The 25691-nt window shown below is 64.6% G+C and carries 3 protein-coding genes (1 of these 3 only partly in view); 1 reads left to right on the forward strand and 2 read right to left on the reverse strand.

Annotated elements, in window-relative coordinates:
- Together CCC_RS21980 and CCC_RS01160 are read right to left on the reverse strand one after the other, a co-directional pair.
- A protein-coding gene (locus CCC_RS21980; protein WP_041039270.1) for a LamG-like jellyroll fold domain-containing protein crosses the window boundary here: on the reverse strand, window positions 1-21377 show its 5' portion. The gene continues 15424 nt to the left of window position 1, outside the view; the window shows 21377 of its 36801 coding nt (coding positions 1-21377); the start codon lies at window positions 21375-21377; its stop codon lies off the left edge, out of view.
- 467 nt (window positions 21378-21844) lie between these two features.
- Complete coding sequence (locus CCC_RS01160; RefSeq protein WP_041039272.1) at window positions 21845-24319, reverse strand: PAS domain S-box protein; 2475 nt, start codon at window positions 24317-24319, stop codon at window positions 21845-21847.
- Window positions 24320-24525: 206 nt separating this feature from the next.
- Between CCC_RS01160 and CCC_RS01165 the strand changes: the two genes are divergently transcribed.
- Complete coding sequence (locus tag CCC_RS01165) at window positions 24526-25686, forward strand: efflux RND transporter periplasmic adaptor subunit (protein WP_009870349.1); 1161 nt, start codon at window positions 24526-24528, stop codon at window positions 25684-25686.
- Window positions 25687-25691: the final 5 nt, after the last annotated feature.

Here is a 25691-nt window from a genome sequence, read left to right on the forward strand (position 1 = left end):
GGGGCCACCGTCATGCGGACCCAGGAATTGGCGCCGGGATTGAGGCCCAACGTCCCCAGATAGGTCGACGACGAGCCAAGCGGCGTACCGTCGGTATCGAGCATGCGGAACCCGGCAAAGCCACTGCCCCAGGAGGCCACCATCTTGCCGTTGGTGAGGTGGGTGAGATGGTCGAAATAGCCCCACGGATTGCTGGCATTGGTGCTGAGCTGGACAGGCGTTCCCACCGTATTGGTCTGCGGCCCCAGTTGCGGCGCGTCATTGGCGCTGTTCACCGTGATCGTTGACGTGATGGCGCTGCTCGACGCGGTGCCATCGCTCACCGTCAGGTTCAGATTGCGCGAGCCGCTGGCCAGCGTATCGAGCGCGTTGGAATAGGTCACCGAGCGGATGGCGTTCTGGTAATCGGCCAGGGTCGCGGAACCCGACAGGACCAGGCTGCCATTGGCAAAACTGCCGGTGATGCCGTACTGGCTGGCGAAGGACAAGGTGTCGCCGGTGATCGCGCCGCTGATGGCGATGGTGGCGCCGCTCAGGGAGGCGTTGTCCACATCCGTCAGCGAGAGCGTCGAGAACGGCGCGGTCGCCGTTCCTCCCTCGGTAAAGGACGCGGTGTTGCCCGACTGCGTCGCCACCGGCGCATCGTTCACCGGGGTGATCGTCAGGTTGGCCACCCCGGTATTGGCGCTGAACGCCGAGGTGCCGCCGTTGACGCTGGTATCGACCTTGGCCCCGTGGGAGCCGCTGGTCTGGTCCCAGGCCCGCCAGGTGAAGGTGGCCGCGCCAGAATAATCGGCATTGGGAACGAACCGCACCTTGTCGGTACCGCTGAGCAGCAGCGACTGGGTGGCCGACAGGCCCCCCATGGCCGTCCATGTGCTGCCGCTATCGGTGCTGTACTGCCAGGTTCCATGCGGATCGGTGGCGTCGGTGACGGCGATGCCTTTGGGCAGGCCGGTGCCGTCGGGATCGGTCACCCCGCCCGTAAGTGTGGAAACCAGACTGCCGGTATTGGCGGCGGAGCTGATGTCCTCGGTGATGCCGGTCAGGGCGATCGAGCCGTTGACCACGCTGGGAGCGGCGCTTCCGGCGCCAAGCGTCATGGCCTGACCGCCAGCCACCTTGTTGGCGGTGATATCGGCGGTCGGGAAGGTCCAGTCAGCCGCCAGATTGGTTTCGCTGCCGCTAAGGGCCGTCCACGCCGCCCCCATCTGGGCTCCCGATTGGGTGGCGCCCCAAACCCGCACCTCACCGATCTCGATCGGCACAAAACCCGAGGCGCTCCGGTTCACGCCCAACATCACCGGAGCGTTGATGGTCAGAGCCGTCATCCCGGCGGCGTTCTCGCCGGTGCCGCAGGCGACGCCATCCACATAAACGGTTGCCGATTTGGTTGACTGATCGTAGCTGAAGCCCACCTTGTGCCAGTTACCGTCGTTGATATCGACGGTGCTGGTGGCATAGAAACCCTGGCCATTGTTGTCGCTGACCTGCACCACCAGCTTGCCGGAGTTCATCACCATCTGGAAGAACCCGCCCGCATAAGCGGAATTGCTGCTGACGATACCGGCGAAGCTGGTACCGACGGCGGTGGTCTTGATCATCGCCTCGACGGCGTGACCGCCGGTCAGCGTCATGTTTCCGGCCGTCGTCGCGATATCGTTCACACCGTCGAAGGACAAGGCGACGGGCGGAAGAACCGGTGCGTCGTTGGCGCTGGTCACCGTGATGGTTGACGTGACGGCGCTGCTCGACGCGGTGCCGTCGGTCACCGTCAGGTTCAAAGTGCGGCTGCCATTGGCCAGCGTATCGCTGGTGTTGGAATAGGTCACCGAGCGGATTGCGTCCTGGTAATTGGCCAGGGTGGCGGTACCGCTGAGCGTCAGCATGCCAGTGCCGGAGTTGTAGCTTCCGGTGATGCCGTACTGGCTGGCGAAGGACAAGGTGTCGCCGGTGATCGCGCCGCTGATGGCGATGGTGGCGCCGCTCAAGGAGGCGTTGTCCACATCCGTCAGTGAAAGCGTCGAGAACGGCGCGGTCGCCGTTCCTCCCTCGGTAAAGGTGCCCGTAGACACCGACTGCGTCGCCACCGGCGCGTCATCGACCGCCGTCACCGTCAGATTGGCGGTGGCCGTGGCGGAGCTGAAGGCGGTGGCGCCGCCATTGGTGCTGGTATCGACCTTGGCCCCATGGGTGCCGCTGGTCTGATCCCAGGCCCGCCATGTGAAGCTGGGGGTGCCGTTGTAATCGGCGTTGGGGACAAAGCGCACCTTGTCCGTATCGGCCAACAGCAAGGACTGGGTGGACGACACGGTCCCGAAGGCATTCCAGGTCGTTCCACCGTCGGTGCTGTACTGCCATGTGCCGCTTGCGGCCGGGACATTGGTGACGGCGATGCCCTTGGGCAGGCCGGTACCGTCGGGATCGCTGACCGAGGCGGTCAGCACCGAAACCAGATTGCCGGTATTGGAGGCGCTGCTCACATCCTCGACGATGGCGGCCAGGGTCACCGGGGCTGGCGAGAATTGGAAATGGCGATCGGCGATATTGGAGTCGCTGGCTGGCTGGCTGCCCCACACCACGGCAAAATCACCGTTGCTCAGCGGACCGATGATAGCGTTGCCCTGGGTCTCGTCGCTCAGCGTGGTGCCCAGCACGTATTCGTCGGTGCGTGGCGAACCGTCGGCGTTGAAGGCGCGGGCGATGTACTGGCGGGTGCCGGTATCGGAATACCAGGAAAGCACATAGCCGCCGTCATTGGTGGCGGCGATGTGCGGGCGGTACTGCACGAGGGTCGTGGTCTGCAGCGGCGACGTCTCGGCACCCAACGCCGTGCCGTCGGCAGCGAAGTGACGCACCAGGATATCGGAGGTGTTTGTGCTGGTCTCGTAGGCGACAACGAAGGACCCGTCCGAGAGCACAGCCACGGCCGGATAGTTCTGGTTGCCAGCGACCGTCGAGTTGACGATGAAATTGGCGGCCACCACCGTACCGGTCGGCGACAGGATGGTGCCGACGACGTCCGTACCCGATCCGCCCGTTTCGTTGACGCTGCGCCAGAATACCGCCACATTGCCGTTCTTCAGCCCGACCACCGAGGGATACATCTGCTCGTCGGTGTTGTCGGTGTTGACCAGCCGCTCCGACAGCATTTCGCTGCCGTCGGCGTTGAACAAGCGCAGGCCGATATTGCGGCTGCCGACCGCCCCCGTGGAATAGACCACAGCGAAACCGCCGCCAGCCAGGCCCGCCGACTGGGCGTAGGCCTGTTCGCCGGTATGGTTGGTGTCGGCGAAGAAGTCGTTGGCGGTACGGGCGCTGCCGTCGGCGTTGAACACGCGGGCGCGCACGCCGACGTCCGAGCCCTCGGCACTGTTCCAGGTGACGACATAACCGCCATCGGCCAGGGCGGCGACCGAAGGAAGCCCCTGATCGCCGTCCGTGGTGGTGTTGACCATAATGTCGGCGGCGTCGCGTGGAGTACCATCGGCATTAAAGCGGCGCATAACGATGCAACCGTAAACGGGGTCGGCGGGCAACGACCCCGCCCAAGCGACCACATAGCCACCATCGGCCAGCATCGCCGCCACCGGACGGTACTGAGTGCCGGAGGTAACCGAATTGTCGATGGTGGCGGTACTGGCGTTGATCTGGTAGCTCGTAAACACTGGCGCGTCATTGGCCGCCGACACGGTCAGGGTGGAATTGACAGCTGAACTCGACGCGGTACCGTCGTTGACGGTCAGGCTGATATTGCGCGAGCCGCTGGCCAGCGTATCGAGCGCGTTGGAATAGGTCACCGAGCGCAGGGCATCCTGGTAATTGGCCAGGGTCGCCGAGCCCGACAGCACCATGGTGCCATTGGCAAAGCTTCCGGTGATGCCGTTCTGGCCAGCGAAGGACAAGGTGTCGCCAGCCACCGCGCCGCTGATGGCGATGGTGGCGCCGCTCAAGGAGGCATTGTCCACATCGGTCAGCGAGAGCGTCGAGAACGGCGCGGTCGCCGTTCCTCCCTCGGTATAGGACGCGGTGTTGCCCGACTGCGTCGCCACTGGCGGATCGTTCACCGGGGCGATGGAAAGATTGGCCGTGGCCTGACCGCTGGAATAGGCGCTGAGAGTCCCTGAATTGGCGTAGGTGTTCTGCAAGCCACCGCTGACCGCGCCATCGGTGCCGTCCCAGGCCTTGAACTGGAACGACGTATTGCCGCTGAAATTGGCGTTGGGCACGAAGCGCACCTTGGCCGAGGCATCCAGAACCAGCGCCGAAGCCGGGGCCAGGGCATTGCCCATGGCGGACCAGCTTCCACCGCCATCCAGGCTGTACTGCCAGGCGCCGTCCGGGCTGTAGGCATTGATGACGGCGATGCCGTGGGTGGAGGCCATGACGGTATCGGTAACCTGTCCCGCCACCAGGGCCGAGACCAGCGTGCCGGGATTGCTCACCGGGTCTTCGCTGATCCCCGCCACGGTGACAGTTGTCCCCGACAGAACCGGCTGGTCGTTGAAGGACAGGGTGATGGTCTGCTGGGTGACGCCGCCGAAGCCGTTATCGGCCACGACGACGAAGTGGTCACTGGCCGCGCTGTAATTGCTGCGGGTGTACTGCCAGGTCCCGGAGGTCGAATTGATCGACACGCTGCCATTGGCGGGGGCCAGGGTTCCACCAGCGATGCTCAAGCTGACCGGCAGGGGAGAATCCAACAGCACATGGCCACTCACCGTATTGGACAGGGCATAGGCCCCGTCATCGATCCAGTGCGCGCCGTCGTTGAAGGTGCCGCTATAATTGTGGCCCGAGGAATCGGCGATGGTGACGCCGCTTCCGGCATCCATGCGCCAATAGGCCGCCAGGGAACTCCAGTCGGAATCAGTGCTGGTGACGACCTTGTCCATGTTGGCGGAGATTTCCGCAGTGGTCCGCGCCGTGTTCCACAGGCGGAAATCAGCGATCTCGCCGTGGAAGCCCTCGGTGCCGGGGTTGCCAGCATTGCCCACGTAGGTGCGGTCGAGGGACGAATTGATGGGGTATACGCCGACCGTGGAATCGGGAACCGAGTAGGACGCGCCATCCAGATTGATACTGAACACGCCGTTGGTGCGCACCAACGCCACATGCTGCCACTGACCGGCACTCAGATGCGCGCTCGACACCCCCGAAACGACCGCCCCACCGCTCATGAACCCAAGATAACCGGAGGTATCGGCATAAAGGCCATAACCTCTGAACGAACCATCACCTGTATAGGCGATGAACTGGAGATTGCCGTGGTTGCTGCCATCCCATTTGACCCACGCCTCCATGGTGACGTTGTCGGTCTGGGTGCTGATATTGGCCAGCGAGGCCAGGTTGTTGTGGCCGTCGAAGGCAATTGCGTAATGCTCGGCGTTCACGGTGGGATTGCCGCCGCCATAAAGGCCGGTGACACCGGTGATATCGGCCTGGGCCGGATGGGTGGTGACGCCCGCCAGCTTGATCAGGGTGCCGTCCAGATTGCCGCCCTTGACCGCCAGCCAGCCGTCTGTGCCGTCGGTCATGAAGCCGACCATGTTGCCGCCGCCCAGACCGGAAAGAAGGGCGGCGGTGGCCGTCGGCGTGCCCTGCCAGGGCATGACCTGCACATAGGTCAGCGAACCGCCCGCGCTGAGATCGACCTTGTCCACGCCGGTGGTGAAGTCGGTGATCACCGCCGGTGAGGCCGAGGTGGATACCGTCCCCGCTTCGAATTTGAAGACGTCTGAGCCCAGATTGCCGGTCAGCACGTCTCCGCCCGCTCCGGCGCTAAGGGTGTCCGAGCCTTGACCGCCGATCAGGGTCTGGATGGTGGAATCGCCCAGGGCGCTGAGCGTGACGGCGGCCGTGGACAGATGGGCGTCCACCACGGTGAAGCCCGCCCCCGAGGAGGCGGTCCCGAAGGTCACCGACAGAGGCGAGCCCGAGGCCGCCAGCATCAGCGTCTCGACGTTGTGCACATTGGCGAAGGCGGAATCCACCACCACGCCGCCAGTGGTGAAGTTCAGTCTCAGCGTATCATTGCCAGCACCGCCATTGATGGAATCGGCATTGCTGAAATCGGACAAAAGGAACGTATCGTTACCCGAACCGCCGGTCAGGGTATCGTTGCCCGTCCCGCCGTTCAGGGTCACGGCGGTGCTGCTGCCACTGGCTGACAAGGTATCGTTGCCCGCCCCGCCATCGACGCTGTCGATACCGCCCGCCACATTGATCACGTCGGCCCCAGAGCCGCCGATGAGCGAGAGAGTCGCCGAACCGCTGCTGGTGGTCGTGATCGTCGGCGACCCGGCATCGGACATGGTCGCCGTGTGGCTATTGCCGGACTTGTCAGCGAGCGGCGTGGCCCCGGCGAAGTCGTACTCGGACACGAGACCGCTGGCGACAACCTGGCCCTGGTTGATCTGTCCGGCCTCGGAGGACGTCAACGCCCGGTTATGTATTTGGATATCGGTAATCTGCCCGAGGAAATTATAGCTACCATTGCCGCTGCCGATGGCGAGGGTCGTGGTAATGTTGGCGTGAGCGTTATTCGGCGGGTATCCCGCGTACAACTGGGAAATCGCCATATCGACGCCGTCGATATACAGCTTGTTGGCGGAAACGTTCCCTTGCGTAAACACAGCCGTGATGGTGTGCCACTGTCCGGCCAGGGCATTGATTCCGCTGATGCCATAGGAATCCCCGCCCTGAAGGGTACAGAAGCCTAATTTGTCGTCCCAGATCATCAGGTTATACTGGCCGAAGCTGATCGGCATGGCCCTATCGGCAGCCGTGTACGGCCAGTTCATCTTGAAAGACACTGACACCTGATCGCCGGTATTGGCACCGCCGACAATCGCGGGCACCACCATATAGTTCGTCCCCGAGAACTGAATCGCCGAGACACTCGGGGCGGGATTGCTGACCACCGTCACGGTATTGCCGCCGGTGAAGCCCAGTTGCTCGACACCCGACTCGTAAAGCTGGCTGCTGCCGCTCACATGCAGGCTGCCATTGGCGCCCGTGAAGGTCGCCGCGCTTTCGGCCATCTGCAGATTGACCTTGTCGGCGCCGGTGCCGCCCAGAATGCTGGTGGTGCCGGTTCCCGCCGCCAAGGTCAGGCCGCTGGTCATGGCCGAGGCGTTCAGCGACACCGTGCCGGTGGACGCACTGACGTCGAGCGAATTGATGCCCGTACCCGAACCCAGCGAGAGGAACTCATTGCCCGTGTCGCTGATCACCACCCCCTCGATACCGCCCAGCTTGGCCAGAGCGGCCGAGGAGACGGAACTGCCAGCCGACAGGATCAACTGGTCCGTGCCGGTACCGCCGATCACCGTGGTCGCGGCGGCCAGATCGGCCACGCTCATCTTGATGATGTCGTTGCCGTCCCCGGCGTCGATGGTGGCAAAGCCGCTGGCGACGTCGATGGTGTCATTGCCAGCCGAGCCGCTCAACGTGACCGCGCCCGGGCCGCCAGCCGAGAAGGTGTAACGCTGGCTGAACACGCCAGCCGCATTGCTGTCGGCGCCGGTCCAGGTGACCACCACGGAGCCGTCGGCCAGGGTGGCCAGTTGCGGATGCCCGTCGCCGGTCCAACTGCTGTTGGGCACCTGGAACTCGGTCCCCAACTTGTTGCCGCCGCCATCGAAGCGCTGGCCAAAAATGGCCTTGTTGCCCAGCGAGGTGGCGCCGGAATAATCGCTTTCCCACACCGCCAGGAAGCCGCCGTCCGACAGGCGGGTGACCGCCGGCCAGCCCTGGAAGCCGGTGGTCGAGGTGTTGACAAGGAACTCGCTGCCCTGCGCCGCGCCGCTGCTGTTGTAAAGGCGCGCGTAGATTCCGGACTCTCCGTTGGCATCGCCGCTGCCGGTGGCATCCTGGTTGGCGCTTTGCCACATCGCCACGAAACCGCCGCCGGTCAGGGCGGCCACAGTCATGCCGGTCTTGTCGTTGGCACTGGGCACGTCCACTTCGAACTGGCCGCGCGGGGTGCCCGAAGGGCTGACCAACTGCGCCCAGATGGTATGGCTGCTGCCGGTACCAGCTTCCCAGACCACCGCCACGTCGCCATTGGTCAGTTCGGCCAGGCTTTGGATGAAACCGTTATTGCCAGCATCGCCGGTATTGGACGACACCTGGATCTCGGTCGGCCCCACCTTGTTGCCGCTGGCGTCGTAACGCTGGGCCATGACGTGGAACGAGGTCGAGCCAGCGGGATCGTTCTGCCAGGCGGTGAAGAAGCCGCCATCCGAGGTGGCCACCACCGAGGGATAGGACTGGTAGCCGGTAGTGGTGTTGTTGACCAGGAACTGGCCGCCCTGGGCCACCCCGCTGGCATTGTAGATTTGGCCGTAGACCCCCCACTGGTTGGTGTCGGCCACCCCGGATTCGGTCTGATATATCTGCCGAAGGACCACGAAACCGCCGCCGGTCAGACCGGCCACCGCCTGGCCCGACTGGTTGAAGGCGGGAGTCGAACCCACATGTGTCTCGCTGCCCGCGGGGTTGCCGGACGCATCGAAGCGCTGAAAATGGACGTCGTCGGTAAACGAGGCATCCTGGCCATAGCTACGCCAGACCTCGACCCAACCGCCGTCGGCCAGCTTGGAAATGAAGGGCTGCTGCTGGTTGTCGGTGGTGAAGGTATTAACCTGGGTCTTCGTCCCACTCACCGTCAGAGAACCCAGCGTCGGCGCCGCCTGGGTGACCGTCAGGCTGCCGTCGCTGAATTGCAGCGTCTCGACGCCGACCAGGGTATCGGTGCCATCATTGCCGTCGGCCGTATTGGTATCGGTTACCGTGACGGTGCCGTTGGCCATGCTGATCCGATAGCCCGCCTCCGAGCCATGGAACGCCGCCTTGTCGGTGCCATAGCCGCCGTCGAACACATCGTTGCCCGCCCCGCCGGTGAAGGTGTCGCTGCCGATGCCACCGGTCATGGTCATGGCCGAGCCGTGGCCGCCGGCATCAAGACTGACATCCGCGCCGCTCAGATGGGCGTCCAGGGTGTTGAACCCGGCACCCGATGCGATGGTCCCCATGGTGATGGACAGCGGTGAGCCAGAGGCGGCCACCATCAGCGTCTCGACGCCGCTCACATGGGCGAAAGCGGAATCCACCACCACGCCGCCAGAGGTGAAGTTCAGGACCAGGGTATCGCTGCCCGCCCCGCCATTGATGGTATCGGCGCTGGTGAAATCGGACAGGCGGAAGGTGTCGTTACCCGAGCCGCCGGTCAGGATGTCCGAACCCGCCCCACCATCCAGGGTAATGCCAACGGTGTTGCCCGCGGCGGAGATCGTGTCGTCGCCCAGCCCGCCAATCACAGAATCGATGCCGTTGCCGACATTGATGGTGTCGTTGCCGCTGCCGCCCATCACCGAGAAGGGGGAGCCGGACGAGGCAATAAGACTCAGTGTCTTGGCATCGCTGAAGCGCACTTCCTCGACACCATGCATGGACAGCCCCGACCCGGACGTGGGGCCGGTGACGAAGAAGCCGGATCCGCCGCCGGAGATGGTCCCCGCGGCTGCGGTGCTCTGCACCACCGCCACGTCATGACCGGAACCACCATACATATCCGTCGCGCCGCTGCCAGCGATCAGGGTCACCCCATTGCTGTCCTGGGTGGCGTCAAAGGCGATCGTGCCCGTAATGGCGCTGGCATCGACCACGCTGACCCCGGCCTTCATGGCATTGGCGCCGAGATTGCCAAAATATCCACCACCGGTGATCTTGAGGGTCTGGACGCCGTAGACGTTGGTCAACGCCGTATCATCCACATACAAACCGCCCGTGGCGGCCATCAGCGAAATGGTGTTCAGACCTCCGCTGGCCAGGATCGAATCGAAGGAATCCAACAGGCCGGGACCGAACTGGAAGACATGATTGCCGCCGACGGCATTGATCACGTCATTGCCGCCTCCCGCCACCACCGTATCGATCCCGGCGCCGATATTCAGGCTGTCATTGCCTGAACTGGCGATCACGGTGGCGCCGCCACCGGTGACCGTCACCGAACCGCCGTCGTTGAACTGGATGTTCAGCGTGCCGCCGGTAAAGGTATCGGCGATGCCGCCACGGCCCATCATGGCCAGCGACGTGGTTCCGCCCGAGGCGGTGAAGTAGACCCCCGATTCGGTCCAGTTCTCCATGATGGAGGACGTGCCCGAATTTCCGTGGAAAACATCACTGCCCGAACCGGTCATGAAGGAGATGGAACCCGACGCCGTCGCGGCCTCCACCGTCACGCCCGCCGTGGTCATGCCCGCATCCACGGTGGTGATGCCCGCACCTGCGGTGAGTGAATTTAGAATGACCGTCTGCGACGAGGCCGAGGCATTGAGCCTCAAGGTCTCGACCCCGGTCACATGGGCAAAGGCCGCCGCGTTGCTCAGCGTTCCCGAGGTGAAGTCGTCGAAGCCGATGCTGTCGATGGCGGCTCCGCCGGTCACCGTAGCGCCATCGGTGGTGCTGACATGGAAGTTGGTGCTGGCGCTGCCCGCCACCAGGACGTCGGCCCCGCCGCCGCCTGTGATGTCGTAATAGGCCGCCGTATCGCCACCCTTGATATGGTCGGCGAAGCTGGAGCCGCGCACGCCGGAGACAGCCCCAAGGCTGTCGGTCCCGGTGGTCAGGGTGCCGTTGACGTAATAGCTCTCCAATGCCGAGCCCGAGGACGCACCGAAATAGATGCCCGTGCTCAGATTGACGCTAACGCCCGCCCCCGCATGCTTGTAGCTGGCGACGGTGAAACCACCACCCCCCATCAAAGTGTCGTTGCCCGCGCCGCCTTCCAGGACCGACTGACCGCTGGCCGCGCCATAGAGAATGTCGGCGGCGTTGGATCCTTCCAACTCGGATATATTGGTGATCGTATCGTGATAGGTGCTTGCACCATTGGTGATGGTGGCCATGCCGCTGGCCAGAGAGGCCGTCACCGGACCGGAATTGTAGGCAAAGCTGACCTTGCCGCCGGAAGAGCTGTCGCCGATGATGGTCTGGTCAGCCCCGCCCACATAGAACACATCGTGGCCGCCGCCGCCGTTCAGCGTGGCCTCGCCCAGATTGCCCAGAACGATCTCGTCCGCCGAGGTGCCGGTCAGGCTGGTGGGCAAGCTGACGCTTGTGGAAAGCGAGGCATAGGCGCCCAGCGTGGCCGTATGGCCGTTGCCGGTGGCATCGGCCACGGTGGTGCCGCTGCCTTCATTGAACCGCCAGTCGGCCACCAGACCGGTGGAATTGGCCGCCGGGGCCGAGGCGTAATTGGCGGAAACCTCGGACCCGCTCAGCGCCTTGTTCCACAGCCGGACTTCGTCCATCTGGCCCGCGAAGGTGTTATAGGCGGAACCCGTCTGCTGACCGAGATACAGCGACTCGCTGTTGTTATTGATCACCGCCGTGTTGATGGTATTGGACAGGGTGCCGTTGATGTAGAAGCTGGTGGTGTTGGCGGTCTTGTCGACCACCACGGCGATGTGGGTCCAGGTATTGCCATCGGCCACCACCGTGCCCGTGGACTTGATGGTATTGCCCTGAGAGCCATCCACCCAGTATTCCACATGGCCGCCTTCCAGGCCGATGGCGTAGCCGTAGGAGCCCTTCATCAGGATCTGATTATTGGAAGCCGCGCTGGGCTTGATCCATGCCTCGATGGACACGTAGTTGCCCATGTTCAGGTCGGTGGAATGGGCCACCGACATTTCCTGATGGCCGTCGCCCGTGGTGAAATTGGCAACGCCCGAATGGACGCCACCCGAGGTCCCCACCGCGCCGACGATCTTGGTGGTGGGATTGTTGGCCGAGCCGGTAAGGATGTGATCGATTCCGGCGCCCGATCCCGCGAACTGGTTCTTGACCACCACTTCGCCGCCGCCCGCCACCGGGCTGAGATCGATGACCAGATCGTCGCCCACCTGACGGGCGCCCTTCAGCCCCGCTTCGGTGACAAGAGAACCATCCAGCACATTGGTGCCAGCACTGTCGATGAGGGTCAGGGTTCCCGAAGTGGACGCTGCGGCCACATAGGTGTCGTTGCCGCTGCTGCCGATCACCGTGGCCGAGCCCGGCTGAGGCCCTTGAAGATTGACGGTTCCGGCCGCGGTCAACTGGAAGGTGTCGACCCCGTGGGCCTCGAGCGCGCCCATGCCCACCGCGTTGATATTGGCGGCGGTGTCGGCCACCTGGAAATGCCCCGAACCGGCCACCAGGTTCAGCGGCAGGGCCTGAGCGGCGGTCAGACTCACCGTTCCATTATCGGTAATGACGACCGTATCGGCACCATGGCTGACGGCCACGGCAACGGCGCTGGTGGTCAAATTGGCGGCGGTATCCGCCACCAGGACATGGGCGCCCGTCGCCTTGGTCACCGCGCTGGTGATGTCCTTGGCCTGGGAGGCGTTGAGGGTCAGCGACACGCCGGTTGCCAGGGACAAAGCCGACTGGAAGGTCGTCGTCGCCGTGGTGATATTGTGCAGATCGGTATTCGCAGTGACGTTGGCGCCGACGATGGAGACTCCGCCCGTGCCGCTGATATGGTCCCCGTTGGCCTGAGCCAATGTCAGAGTCAGAGTCGCACTGGTCGATACGGTCATTGCGGGCTGAAGACTCAGCGTGGAGGTAATCCCCGTCAGATTGGTATTGGCGGCAAAGGTCGAATCGGCAATCGCCACCGTGCCCGCGCCGGAAATGGACTTGCCCGCCGCCTGGGCTGCGCTCAGCGTCAGCAGGGCGGCGGCGCCGACACTGGCCCCCGTCTGCAAGGTCAGGCTGGTCGCGGTGATATTGTGCAGATCCACCGCACCTGTGATGGCGGCATTGGAAATCTCCACCGTGCCCGCGCCGGAGATGGTCCGCCCCGCCGCCTGAGCCGAGGTCAGGATCAGCTTGGACTGGGCCGCCACGGAAAGACCGGAATCCAGGCTGAGTGTCCCGGTCGAGATGTTGTGCAGATCGACGGTGCCGGAAATGCTGGTATTGCTGATGGCCACCGTGCCGCCGCCGGTGATGGTCTTTCCCGACGCCTGATTGGCGTTCAGCGTCAGAGTGAAACCGGGCGACACCACCACGCTGGACGCCATGGTCATGGTGGTGCTTATGTTGTGCAGATCGGTATCGACGCCGATGGTGGTATCGCCGATCACCACGGTGCCGGTACCGGAAATGGTCTTGCCCGACGCCTGGGCGGCCGACAGGGTCAAGGTGCCGTTACCGGTCAGCGACAGGGCGAAGCTGCCGATATTGAAGGTTCCGGTCGGCGTGACATTGCCGCTGCTGGTATCGAGCACAGCCGTCAGGTTGGCCATATTGGACGTGTTGACCGTGGTCAGATTGCTGCTGGCGGTCAGACCCGTCACCACCAGATTGGCCGTGCTGGCGCCGGTGATCAGCAAGGCGCTCTGAGCTGAGCTCAAAGCCAGGGAGATGGTGCCGGTCCCGGTGACAGCCACCGTATTGCCGTTGAAGGCGCCCTTGAAAGCCAGGGTCTGACCGGTGGTGGTGGCAATAGCCAGCGTCCCGCCGGTATCGGTCAGGGTGATGGCGTTGAAACCGGCGCCTACGATCTTGGCCACCGTAGCGGTATTAATCTCGGAGATGGTATCGGACACCGAGATGGTGGCGCCCGCCGAACGGTTGATGGTCAGGCCCAGATTGGAAAGGTTGAGAGCCGTTCCGGCAGACAGCGCCAAGGTGCCCGCGTCGGTGACGGTCACCGCCTTGACGCCCTTGCCCGCCAAGGTTGCCAGCGTGGCTCCGCCCAGATTGGCGGCGACATCACTGACCTGGAACTGACCGGTGCCGGGAACCAGGGTGCCGAAAGTAGAGGTGACCTGAGTGGCGGTCAGCGCCACGGAGCCGGTGCCGCTGATGGCCAGGGTATCGACCTTCCCCGCCAGGGAGGCGAGGTTGGTGGTGATATTGGAAGCGGTATCGAGGACCTCGAGATGGCCGCCGTGGGTATTGGTGAGAGTGAGCGTCTTGGCCTGGGAGGCGGTCAACAGCAAGGTGCCGTTATCGCTGAGGTCGATCTGATCGGCCCCCTTGGCGATCAAGCTCGCCACCTTGGAATTGGCGATGTTGGCGGTGCTGAGATTGGCGGCGGTATCTTGAACCTGGAGGTGCGCGCCGCTGGACTGGCTGATGGTTACGGCCGACAGGGTCGTGGTGAGAGTGCTGACATCCGTAGTCAGAGTGCCGCCGGTGATCTGAATCTGATCCACATGCTTGCCCGGCAGACTGGCAAGGCTGACACCGCCCAACAAGGCGCCCGAGGCGGTATCGGCCACTTTCAGGTGGCCGCTGCCGATATTGACCGCCAGCGTATTCAGGGCGCCGATCTGGGCACCGGTCAGGGTGATGGTGCCGGTATCGCTGATGGTGGCCGATTCCACTGCCTTGGTCTGCAGCGAACTCAGAACGCTGGCGGTCAGATTGGCGGCCGTGTCCGACACCACCGCATGGGCGGTCGACCCTCCGGCGATGGTGAACGAGGCGGCGCCCGCCATCTTGGCCGCCGTGCCGGTCAGGGTGGCGGAACCGGTCAGGGTGACCTCGGCGCTCTTGAAGTCGCCGGTAAAAGTCTGGTTGGTGGCCCCCAAGGCCAATTGAGCGGTGTAGTGGGCCGCATTGGTAACGGTGGGCAGGGTGCTGGTGGCCGTCACGCCGGTCACCGCCACGGTGCCGCTGCCGCCGCCATTGAAGCTGCCCGCCGTGGACAGGGCCGAAAGAGCGCCGCTGAGCGTGCCGCCACCGCTGAGCGTCACCACCGCGCTACCGAAATTGCCGGTGAAGGTGAGGCTGCCGCTTACCGTAGCGGAAAGACCATTGGCGGCGAGATTGGTGGTCAGCGTGCTGAGATTGGAGGCCGCGACGACGCCCGAGGTGACGTTGACCTTGGCGGTGCCACTGCCGTTGATGGAGGCCAGGGTCTGAAGATCGCTGAGCGAACCCGACAAGGTGCCGTTGCCCACCAGGGTCAGGGGCGCGCCTGTGACGGCGAACAGACCAGTCTGGGCGAAGGTGGGGTTGCCGGTGGTATCCATCACCAGACCCAGCCCGCCCAGGGAGGCTCGCGACGGCTGGGATGTAAATCCGGCCAGCTTGATCAGGGTGCCGTCGAAATCGGTGCCGCTGCCCGAACCGTTGACGTAGATGTAACCGTCGCCACCACGCACGAAGAACACCACGGAATTGGCCGGAGCCCCGGCCTTGACGGCGGCCACCGCCGCCACGTTGTCGGCGGGCGCCGCGCCGAAGGTCCAGGGCGCGGCCAGATACTTCATGCCGCCCATGCCCGAGAAGGACAGGACGTTGCTGGTGCCGCTGCTCCAATTATTGATGGTATCGGGCGCCGCCACGGTGGAATCGGTCTTCGCCTGATAGACGAAGACATTGCTGCCCGCTCCGCCGTCCAGGATATCGGCCCCGCCGCCACCGGTCAGAGTATCGTCGGCGGAACCGCCAGACAGGGTATCGGCCCCCGGGCCGCCCACCAGAATCTGCTTTTGCACCGTCAGGTTGATAGTGGCGGTGGCCGATGTGCTCCAGTCGATGCCGTCATTGGCCTGCCAGGTGAACGAGGTATTGACCGCACTGCCGCCCGACGGGGTATAGGTCAGCTTGCCGAGATCAGACAGCACGATCACCTGATTGGCGGTGACCGCCACACCGTTCAGTGCCAGGCTGCCAGCCGGCAACGAGACCACCTTGATGGAATGCAGCGTATTGCCGTAGCCGGTATCGCTGCCATTGGTCAGGGCATTATCGACGTCGCTGAACTTGCCGGTGAAGTCGGCGGCGCTGAAGCTGAACACCTTGCCCGCCACGCCGGAATAGGTAGCGCTGGTCACCACCGGAGCGTCATTCACGCCGGTGAGCGAAATGGTCATCTTGCCCGTGGCGGTCTGGCCGTACTGGTCGACCACCGTGTAGAGAACCGAATCCGTGCTGGTTTCGCCCTGGGCCAGCTTGGAGAAGCTGGAGGGCACCGTATAAGTGACCGTGCCGCCCGACAGCGAGACATTGCCGCCCGAGGACGAACCACGCGTCACCGATTGCAAGGTCAGGGTGAGGCCCGTCCCCGAAGCATGGGAGGTGAAACTGGCGGCGGTAAAGCTGCTGGCATAAGTGGCGGTGAAATCCGTCGCCGCTGGCTTGTCCAGCGCAGCCACGGTCAGGTTGACGGTGGCGGTCGAATAGGTGGTGGCGCCGTTATAGGTATTGGAAACGGTGTAGGTGAAGCTGTCGGTGCCGGTATAGCCGGACGTCGCGGTGTATTCCGCCTTGCCGCTGACCACCTTGACCGTTCCATGGGACGCGCCGCCGACCGAGACCAGAACGCCAGCGTCGAAATTGGCGACGCCGAGCGGAGCAAAACCAGCCAGTTTGTCATTGGCCATCACGTCCAGAGCCACGGCACTCGAACTGCTGCCGGGATGGGCCGTGCGGAAGGCGGAATCCACCGTATAACTATCAGCCACCGCCGTCGCGGCATGGTTGGCGGCGGTCTGGGCGGCCAGTTGGGCGGCGGCCTGCACCGACTTGGTATAGTCGGCCTGAACCGAGGTATCGATGCTCACCGCCGTATTGGCGTATTGAACGGCGGCACCGGCCTGGGCTTGGGCGGTCTTGACCTGGGAGGCCGCCGTGCTGGCCGCCGCCTGGGCGGCCAGGGCCGCCGCCTGGGCGGTGGACACGCTGGTGGTGCCGGTGGGGTCGGACAGACCGGCGATGGCGTCCGACGCGGTGTTCAGAGCCGTGGTCGCCGCCTTGGAGGCATTGGAGGCGTTGGTGGCGGCCGTGGTTGCGTTATTTTCCTCGGTCGTCTTGGTCAGACTGTGGGCCGAATCGAAGCTCTTCAGATCCTGGGCGGCGGAATCGGCGCGGTTGGCGGCGGCGGAGGCGGAATCGGCCGCCGCCTTGATCTGGCTCAGCGAGGCCGAAGCGGCGGCCTTGGCATTGGTGTAAGCCGACAACCAATAGGTCAGGGCCGCGCTCTGATCCTGGGCGAAGGCATTGGCGGCGGCGGCATCATCGCGTGACTGCAAGGTTTGGGCATAGGCGGTCAGCGCCGTGGTCAGCGCCTGCTCGGCCCGGTTGGCCTCGATGGCGGCCACACCGGCAGCGGTACCGGCCGCCACGGCCGCGGCGGTGGAGGCATCGGACATGGCCGCCTGGGCCAGGGCGATCTTGGCGTTAAGAATGTCCAGCTTGGCGCTGGCCAAGGCCATCTTGGCGGTGAAATCGGCATGGGACGCGGTATAGACGGCGTCCAGGGCGTCCTTGTAATCGCTCTGAGCCGTAGAAACGTTGTCGAGAGCGGTCTTCACCGCCGCAGGCGTCCCGGCCAGGGCGGCCCCGGCCTTGGAGAGCGCCGTGGTCACATTGGTCTGGGCCGTCCCCACCTGGGTCTTGACGCTGGTGGCCTCGGATTGGGTGTTGGCGTATTCGGTGGCTGCCGTCTGGGTCCCGGCCTGGGTGCCCAGCGAGGCCGCCGCCTTGGTGTCGGTGGCATCGGTGGCGGCGGCGGTGGCCAGGGTCTGGGCCGTCTTGGACGCGGTGATGGCGGTCTCGGCGGCATTATGGGCCGCCGTGGACAGGTCCGACTGGCTTTGTGCGTTGTTCACCGCCGTGACCTGAGCGGTGACGATGGCCGACTGGGCGGTGAAGGTGTCATTGGCCGCGTTGACCGTGACCGCATAGCTTTGCGCCTGGGTCAGGGCCTGCTGCGCCGTCTGGACGGCCTTCAGGGCGGAACCCAGGGCATTGGCCGTAGACGTCCCGGCGGTATTGGCGCTGACGGCGGAAGCATAGGCGGTGGCGGCGTCGCTGGCCGCCGTGGAGGCCGACGACACCAGGAGGGCAATGGCGTCCTTGGCCGCCGACAACCGCGAGACCGCGGCCGAGGCCTGATCCACCGCCTTTACCGCCCGGTCATAGGCATTCTGGGCCGACTGATAGGCCTGGGGGTCGATGGCCTTGTTATCAAGAGCCGACTGCAGTTTGGCGGCGGCCGCGAACTTCAATCCATAAAGGGTCGTGGCACCGGTCGTCGCCGCGTTGTCCGTGCCCAGCGCCGCCTGGGCGGCGGTCAGCTTGCTCTGCGCCTGGGCCAGAACCGTGGCGGACAAGGTGCTGGACGCGGTCGCGGCATCGGTACTGGCCTGTTGGGCGGCGGCCACGTCGGCGGCGCGCGACGCGGCGGCGGCCGCGTCGGAAACGATCTGCGCCAAGGAGGATTGGGCCGCCTTGACCAAGCCCAGCAACCGGCCCGCATCGGCGGCCTTGTCGGCGGCAACCTGCGCCTGCTGGGCGGCATCATTGGCCGCCTGGTTGGCCGTAAGCGCATGCCCCTTGGCAATGTTAGCGTCGGTATCGGTGTTGGTTAACCCCTCATTGGTGGCAACCGTCGCCGCATCGGTATGCGCCGCGCTGGAGGCTCCGCTGGCATCGGCGGCATCGGTCAAGGCCGCCGACGCATATTGGCGGATCAGGTCGATCTGAGCGTTATAGGCAGCCAGACTGGCGCCGGTCAGCGAACTGGGCGCCCCCGAGGCCAGAATCTGGCTGAGCAGGCTGGCGATGGTATCATTGGCGCTGGCAGCGGCACTGGCGGAGTTGGCTGCGGCGGATTCGGAACTGTTGGCCGAGGTCAAGGCCGTGTCGGCGCTGCTTTGGGCAACGGAGAGATTGGCGACACCTTCCGCCAGCAAGGCCTGATTCTTGGCGGCCGTGGCCTGCAGCACCCATTGCTGGGCCAGATCGTCATATTGCTGCGCCAGGGCCACTTGCTGGTCGATCTGCGCCTTGTAGGCGGCCAGGGACTGGTATTTGAGCAGCGCCGCCTGCTGGCCGGTGCTCAGCGTGGTGGTGATGGTGGTCTGGGTGCTGTCGGTGGAAACCTTGACGATGGTGTCGTAATTGGCGGGCACGCCGCCGCTTTCGGACCCCGCCGTGACGGAACTGCCGTCGGTATTGAGACCGTAAAGCTTCAGACTCTGGACCGCATCGGCCAGGGCATTGGCTGCCGCCTTCTGGGCGGCCACCGCCGCCGCCACTTGAACATCGGCGGCGTCCTTGTCATTCAGGACCAGAGTCAGGGCATTCACAGCCTGGGTGGAATTGGTGGTGCTGATTCCCGTCGCATGGGCCTTGGCCAGATTGGCGTCGTCCAGGGCGGACGCCGCCGCCAGCTTGGCGGTGGTCAGCTTGGCATTGATGGTGGTGCTGTCCGATGACAGGGCGGTATCCAACTGGTACTGCCACGCCGCCTCGGCGGCCTGTTCGTAACCGGCGGCATAGCCGTCGGCATAGGTGGCGGCGGCCAAAGCGGACTGGGCATCGGCATAAGCGTCCGATGCCGACTGGGCGGTGGCCTGCGCCAGATCATAGGCGGTCTTGGCGCTGCTGAACGCGTCCTGGGCCGCAACAGCGGTCGCATGGGCAGAGGTATAATCCGCCTCGGCCTGAGTCAGGGTGTCCTTCCACAACTGAATCAGCGAATCCGTGGCGGCATAGCCATCGGCAACGGCCTTGGCCGCCCGCAAGGCAATGACATTGGCATTGGTCGAGGCGGCATTGCCCAGCGCGATCTCGGCTTCGTCCGAAGACCAGCCGGTGGGCACGGTCAGGCCGAACAGCTTCAGGTAATCGGACGCGGCATTCAGGTAATTGCTCAGCGTGTCGTTGCGCGCCGCCGTCAATACCGCTTCGACCGCCGCCGAGGAAGCCGAGGCCACCAGCGGCGCCTCCAGGGCGCTCAGCTTGGTGGTGACCGCGTCGGACGCGGCGGTCGCCGCCGCCAGGGCCGTAGCAGCCTTGGTCTTCGCGGCATCAAGATTGGTATGCGCGGTATTCCAGTCGGAAATGGACGACCCATCCGTCCACAGACCGGCGACGTTGTTGGTGGCCGCCGCCGCGATGGAGCCGTCGGCCGTGGAAATGGTGGAAGATGCGTTGCTGTAATCAGTCCCGGCCTCGAACTGAGTGATCAGACTCAGGGCCTTGGCGAAGGGGCCCGCCGCTCCGCTGGCCTGACGGATCAGGGCATCGGCGGCGGCCAGCATGGCCTTGGCCGAGGCAAGATCCGTGGCCGCCTGGGTGGCATTGGTCGAAGCCTCGGAAATGGCGGTGTTGGCCAGGGCCAGGGCCGTCGATCCGCTGGCCGGAACGATGGCAAGTTTGGCCTGGTCCAGCAGGGCCGTGACCTGTCTGACCGCATCGGCCTCGCGGGCGCCGAAATCGTCCTGGAACTGATGGAACTGCTGCTCCGCCACCCGGACGGCGATATCGCGGGCGTCCTTGACCAGGGCAACGATAAGTTCCTTATTCGCCGCAATCTGCTTTTGCGCGGATTCGACCTGGGCCTGATGCAGTTCCTGAATCTGTTGCAGCGCGCCCTTCTGCTCACCGCCCTGCTGCCCGGTGGGTGGCGGCACGACGGGAGGCGGCGTGGTCGGCTGCTGCTGCTGAAGCTGCTGCTGCACCGCCTGGACCGCCTGATTGAAGGCGGCGGAAAGGGTGTTGGCGGCATTGGGCAGGGCCGCACCGGCATTACCCGCCACCTGCATGACCTGCAAGGGCGACATCTGCTGCGCCACCATGGTGCCGGTGGCCGACATCACGGCGGCCGCGCCAGCCGAGTTCAGGGTCAAGGTCTGGCCGGAAGACGAGGTGACGCTGACCTCGCCGGTCACGCCGCCCTTTTCCGCCATCATGGCGACGGTATTGCCGTTACCGGCCACGCCGGTGCCGCGGATGCCCACGGTCATGGTCGGCGTCTTCAGACTCATGGCGTCGGGGGCCGCCTTGGCGATCTGGCCCGAGACCAGGGCGAAGGAGCCCGACACCAGCGACATCTGCGCGTCACCGGTCTTGGCGCCCGGATCATAGGCCAGATGGTCGAGGACCAGACGGCCCTTCTCGCCCAAGGACATGGTGGTGCCGTCGGCGAAGGTCACGCCCACGGCGCTGCCCTGCGCCGTCTGCAGGACATCGCCTTCGAGAACGTTATCGCCCTTATGCAATTCGCCCGTGGTGCCGTCCGAATGCTTGACGCTGACCGACCCGTTCAGGGTCTCCACCTTGCCGATGGCGGTGGCACCCGAGCCGCCGCCCGCTTGGGCGTACTGGCCCGGCGCCAGCGGCCCGGCCAGCTTTCCGGCCAGGGCGGCGTCGATCATCGCGCCCGAATCGTTCATCAGCGGCGGGGGATTTTCCGAACCGAAATAGCCCTTGATCACCACGCGGGTGCCATCGGCGCCCACCAGCACCAGATCGCTGCCCTGGCGCACATACTCGGCATCGACGAGAAGATTACCGCCGGGCACCATGACCTTGGCCATGCCAGCCGAGTCGATGACGACGGACGGCTGCGGCTTCACGGCAGGCGCATGCCCGCCCTCGACGCCCTTCGCCCCTGCCCCGCCTTCTCCCCCCGAATTGGAAGGCCGTTCATCCCTAGGCGCCATGCCACCCTCATCTCAAAAATTGGCCACGCGCCATCGACGGCGCGCGACAGCCACTTCGCACCACTCTGCATGATACGGCCAATTGCGAGAAAAGGTCAATATACAGCGTTTACCTTACGCAATTAATCCAATTACTTGCAAAGGCAAACCCAGTCATCGCCACCAAGAAAACGAGAACAAAATACAGAGACTCAGCGTTAAAAATAATAAAAAAAACGAGGCTTACCTGCAGCAAGCCTCGTTTTTTACTTATAAATTTCAAAAATAGGCAACAATCATCACACAACGTTACACGACCGCCACCAACCGCCTTCCGTAATTTCGCGCTGGCCGCCTGGGCGGATACAGACCAAGTCCGGCGACGGGCCCCATGGGCAAAATCAACCCTGGCCCTCGAAAAGAGAAAACCGGAAATCGCATCCCTCACCGGGACGGGACTCGACCCAGATGTGCCCGGAATGGCGCTCGACGATCTTCTTGCAGATGGCCAGACCGATGCCGGTCCCGTCGTAGTGCTCGCGCGTGTGCAGGCGCTGGAAGACCAGGAAAATGCGATCGAAATAGGCGGGATCGATACCGATGCCGTTATCGGCCACCGAGAAGACCCAACCCCGCGCCGTCTGCTCGGCGCTCACCCGGACCTTGGGCGGGCGTTCGGCAGAGCGGTATTTCAGGGCGTTGCCAATCAGGTTCTGGAACAGGCGCAGCATCTGGGAGCGGTCGGCGTTCACCTCGGGCATGGGCCCCACCTCGATGGTCCCGCCCGCCTCGGCAAGGGCGGCGCCCAGATTGGCCCTGGCGTCATCCAGCACATCGCCCATGGAAAAGCAGGTGAACTGGCCGCTCAGCCGATCGACCCGCGAATATTCCAGAAGGTCGCGGATCATGGCCTGCATCCGCATGGCGCCATCCACCAGGAAGGCGATGAACTCGTCGGCGTCCTTGTCCAGCCGTCCGCGATAGCGCCGCTCGATCAACTGGGCATATCCGGCGATCATGCGCAGCGGTTCCTGCAGATCGTGGGAGGTGACATAGGCGAACTGCTCCAACTCCTTGTTGGAGGCGTCGAGGCGGGCCAGCAGTTCCTTGCCGCGCGCTTCCATGGCCTTGCGTTCGCTGATGTCGCGGCAGATGAACAGCAGGCAGTCCTGATCGTCGAGGACCACTTCCTGCACCGAGATCAGGGTGTCGAAGGTCTCGCCATTCTTGCGCCGCAACCGGGTCTCGAAATTGACCACCTGGCCGTCGCGGCGGGCGGCGGCAACCAGGGCGGCCCGATCCTCGGGCAAGGCCCACACGCCCATCTCCAGGGCGGTATGCCCCATTAACTCGTCACGTCCGTAGCCCAGCATGGACGAGAAGGTATCGTTCAATTCGATGTAGCGCCCATCCTCGGCCAGGGAGATCACCATGGCGTCGGGACTGGCGCGGAAGGCCTTGGCGAATTTTTCCTCGGACAAGAGCAGGCGGCGTTCGGCCTCCTTGGCGGCGGTGATGTCCTCGATGGTGCCGACCAGCCCGCCCGCGGGCCCTTCGCTGTCGGACAGGGCGGCGGCGTGGCCGCGCACCCAGCGGATGGAACCGTCGCCACGCATCAGACGCATTTCCGCCAGAAATTCCCCCTGGCCGCTCACATGACTTTGCCACAGCGCCGCCACCGCCTCGCGGTCATCGGGATGGACGACCCGGCACCACTTGGCGCCCAGCATCTCGTCCCGGCTCCGCCCGGCCAGGTCCAGCCAGCGCTCGTTGGCATAAAGGCAGGTTCCCTCGGGATCGGCCTGAAACACCCCCACCGGCGAATGTTCGGTGAGCATGCGGTAGCGGGCCTCGCTGGCGGCCAGGGCCTGCTGGATCCGCTGGCGCTCGGCCAGACGCCGGTCCGAGACCATGGACAGTCCGAAGGTCAACAAGGCCAAAAGCAAGCTCGCACCGCCTTGCAGGGATACATCCCGCCTCCAGTCGGACAGAGCCTCGGACAGCGACATCCCTACCGCGACTACCAGCGGGTAGTTCTCCAGACGGCGATAGGCGATAACCCGATCCAGGCCATCGGTCACCGAACTGCCAACGAGGGTTCCGCGTCCCTCCTTGGCCACATTCACCATCACATTGCCCTGGGCCACCGAGACGCCGCGCCATTTATCGCTGTCAGGCAGCCGCGCCAGGATAACCCCGTCGTCGCGCAGCAGGGTCACCCGTCCACCATCACCAGGCAGGACCGAGCGCAATTCGTCTTCGAATATCTTGGGGTCGATGGCCACGGCCAGCGCGCCAGCCAGTTGACCGCCCCCCTTGCGGATGGAGCGGACGATAACGATGCTGGTGCCGGTCACCACCCGGCTACGCAGCGGCGCGCTGATGAATATGGAAAGATTAGGATTTTCCAACAGCGCCCGGAAGTATTCACGATCATGAACATTGGTGCCGGCCATGCCTGGCAGGTTTCCGGCCAACATGATGCCCTGGTCGTTGATGAAAGCGGCGCTGCGGAGTTCGGGAATAAATTTCGCGCGATTGCCGATGGCGGTAAGGGCCCGTTGCGGGTCCGCGAGGATTCCATCGGGGGCGGCTTCTTCCATTTCGGACAGCAACTGGTCGAAGCTGCGCATCACGCCCGCGATGTGCTCTTCCGAGACCCGCGCCAGGGCTTCCACCAGCCGCTCCGTGTCGGCGACGTCCTTACGATAGGACCCCACCGCTTGCCAGACGGTCAACGCGGCCAGACAGGGTATCACCAGCAGCGCCAACAACCTGGCCCGCCATGCGCGGATCGGGCGCGGCGGACCGGCCTTCGCGAGACCGGCACCACCCGATGTCGCCTCGGTAAGCGATCCTGGCTGCTGCGCATTCATGCGCAAAAGAATACATGCGGATGGATGGGCTCACAACCGAGACTCAATACCCCTGCACTATCCAAGGTTTGGGCACTTCCTATTGACCATCGCCCCATAGGCTCGTTAAAACCGAACCGTTCAGTTCAGCTTTGCGGATATCTTGTATCCGCAGGCTGGCCGTGACCATGTCTTTCCCTAAACATCAGCCGAAATGAGACCGGACCATGGACAATTCGCCCCGCCGCCTCAAACTTCCGCTGCCCGTCCTGCTGCTGGGCGGACTGGCGCTGGCCGGGGTGGCGGCAGGGCTTGTCTCGTTCGCATCCACCAAATCGGGTCCGGGCGGAGCCCAGGCTTCCGGCGGCCCTGCCGTGACGGTGGCCCAGCCGGTCAGCCGCACCATCACCGACTGGAGCGAATATACCGGCCAGTTCGAGGCGGTGGATTATGTCGAGGTGCGGGCCCGTGTGAACGGCTATCTGACCGAGGTGCACTTCACCGACGGGCAGATGGTGGCCAAGGGCGATCCGCTGTTCGTCATCGATCCGCGCCCCTACGAGATTGCCTTGGCCTCGGCGCGGGCCAAGCTGGATCAGGCCATGGGCTCCAAGGAATTCGCCAAGCGGCAATTGTCTCGGGCCGGCGAGCTTCATCGCAAGGAATTCGTCGCCGAAAGCACCCTGGACCAGAGGACCGAGGAATCACGGGGCGCCGGAGCCACGGTGGAGGCCGCCCGCGCCGCCGTGCGCGATGCCGAGTTGAACCTGCAATTCACCCGCGTCACCGCCCCCATTTCGGGACGGATCAGCGCCAAGCAGGTGAGTATCGGCAATCTGGTCACCGGCGGCCCCGGCGTGGCCTCGCCCACCTTGCTCACCACCATCGTCTCCCAGGACCCCATCCATGTGACCTTCGACCTGACCGAGGCCGACTATCTGGTCCAGGCCAAGCGGGGCAATCCGGTGGGGGCGGCGGTTCAACTGCGGCTGATGAGCGAAAGCGGCTGGCCCCATGAAGGCAAGCTGGACTTCATCGACAATCAGATCGACAAGGGCACCGGCACCATCCGGGCGCGCGCCATCCTGGCCAATCCCGAAGGCCAGGTCCCCGCAGGCGCCTTCGGCCGCGTGCGTCTGGCCGCCTCGGCCCCCTACGAGGCGCTGCTGGTCCCCGACACCGCCATCGTCACCGACCAATCGCGCAAGCTGGTGATGACCGTGAAGGACGGCGCCATCGTGCCCAAGCCGGTCAAGCTGGGTCCCAAGGACGGCGAGTTGCGGGTGGTCCGGGACGGCATCGCGCCCGACGATCAGATCGTCATCAATGGCCTGATGCGGGCCCGGCCCGGCGCCAAGGTCACGGCCCAGCCCGGCAAGATCGAATAGGGACC

Source organism: Paramagnetospirillum magnetotacticum MS-1 (genome assembly GCF_000829825.1).
Classification (GTDB): domain Bacteria; phylum Pseudomonadota; class Alphaproteobacteria; order Rhodospirillales; family Magnetospirillaceae; genus Phaeospirillum; species Phaeospirillum magnetotacticum.

Excerpts from the sequence above, each read along its gene's own strand:
- CCC_RS01160 (WP_041039272.1), bottom strand. The coding sequence starts at position 24,319 with ATGAATGCGCAGCAGCCAGGATCGCTTACCGAGGCGACATCGGGTGGT.
- CCC_RS01165 (WP_009870349.1), top strand. The coding sequence starts at position 24,526 with ATGGACAATTCGCCCCGCCGCCTCAAACTTCCGCTGCCCGTCCTGCTG.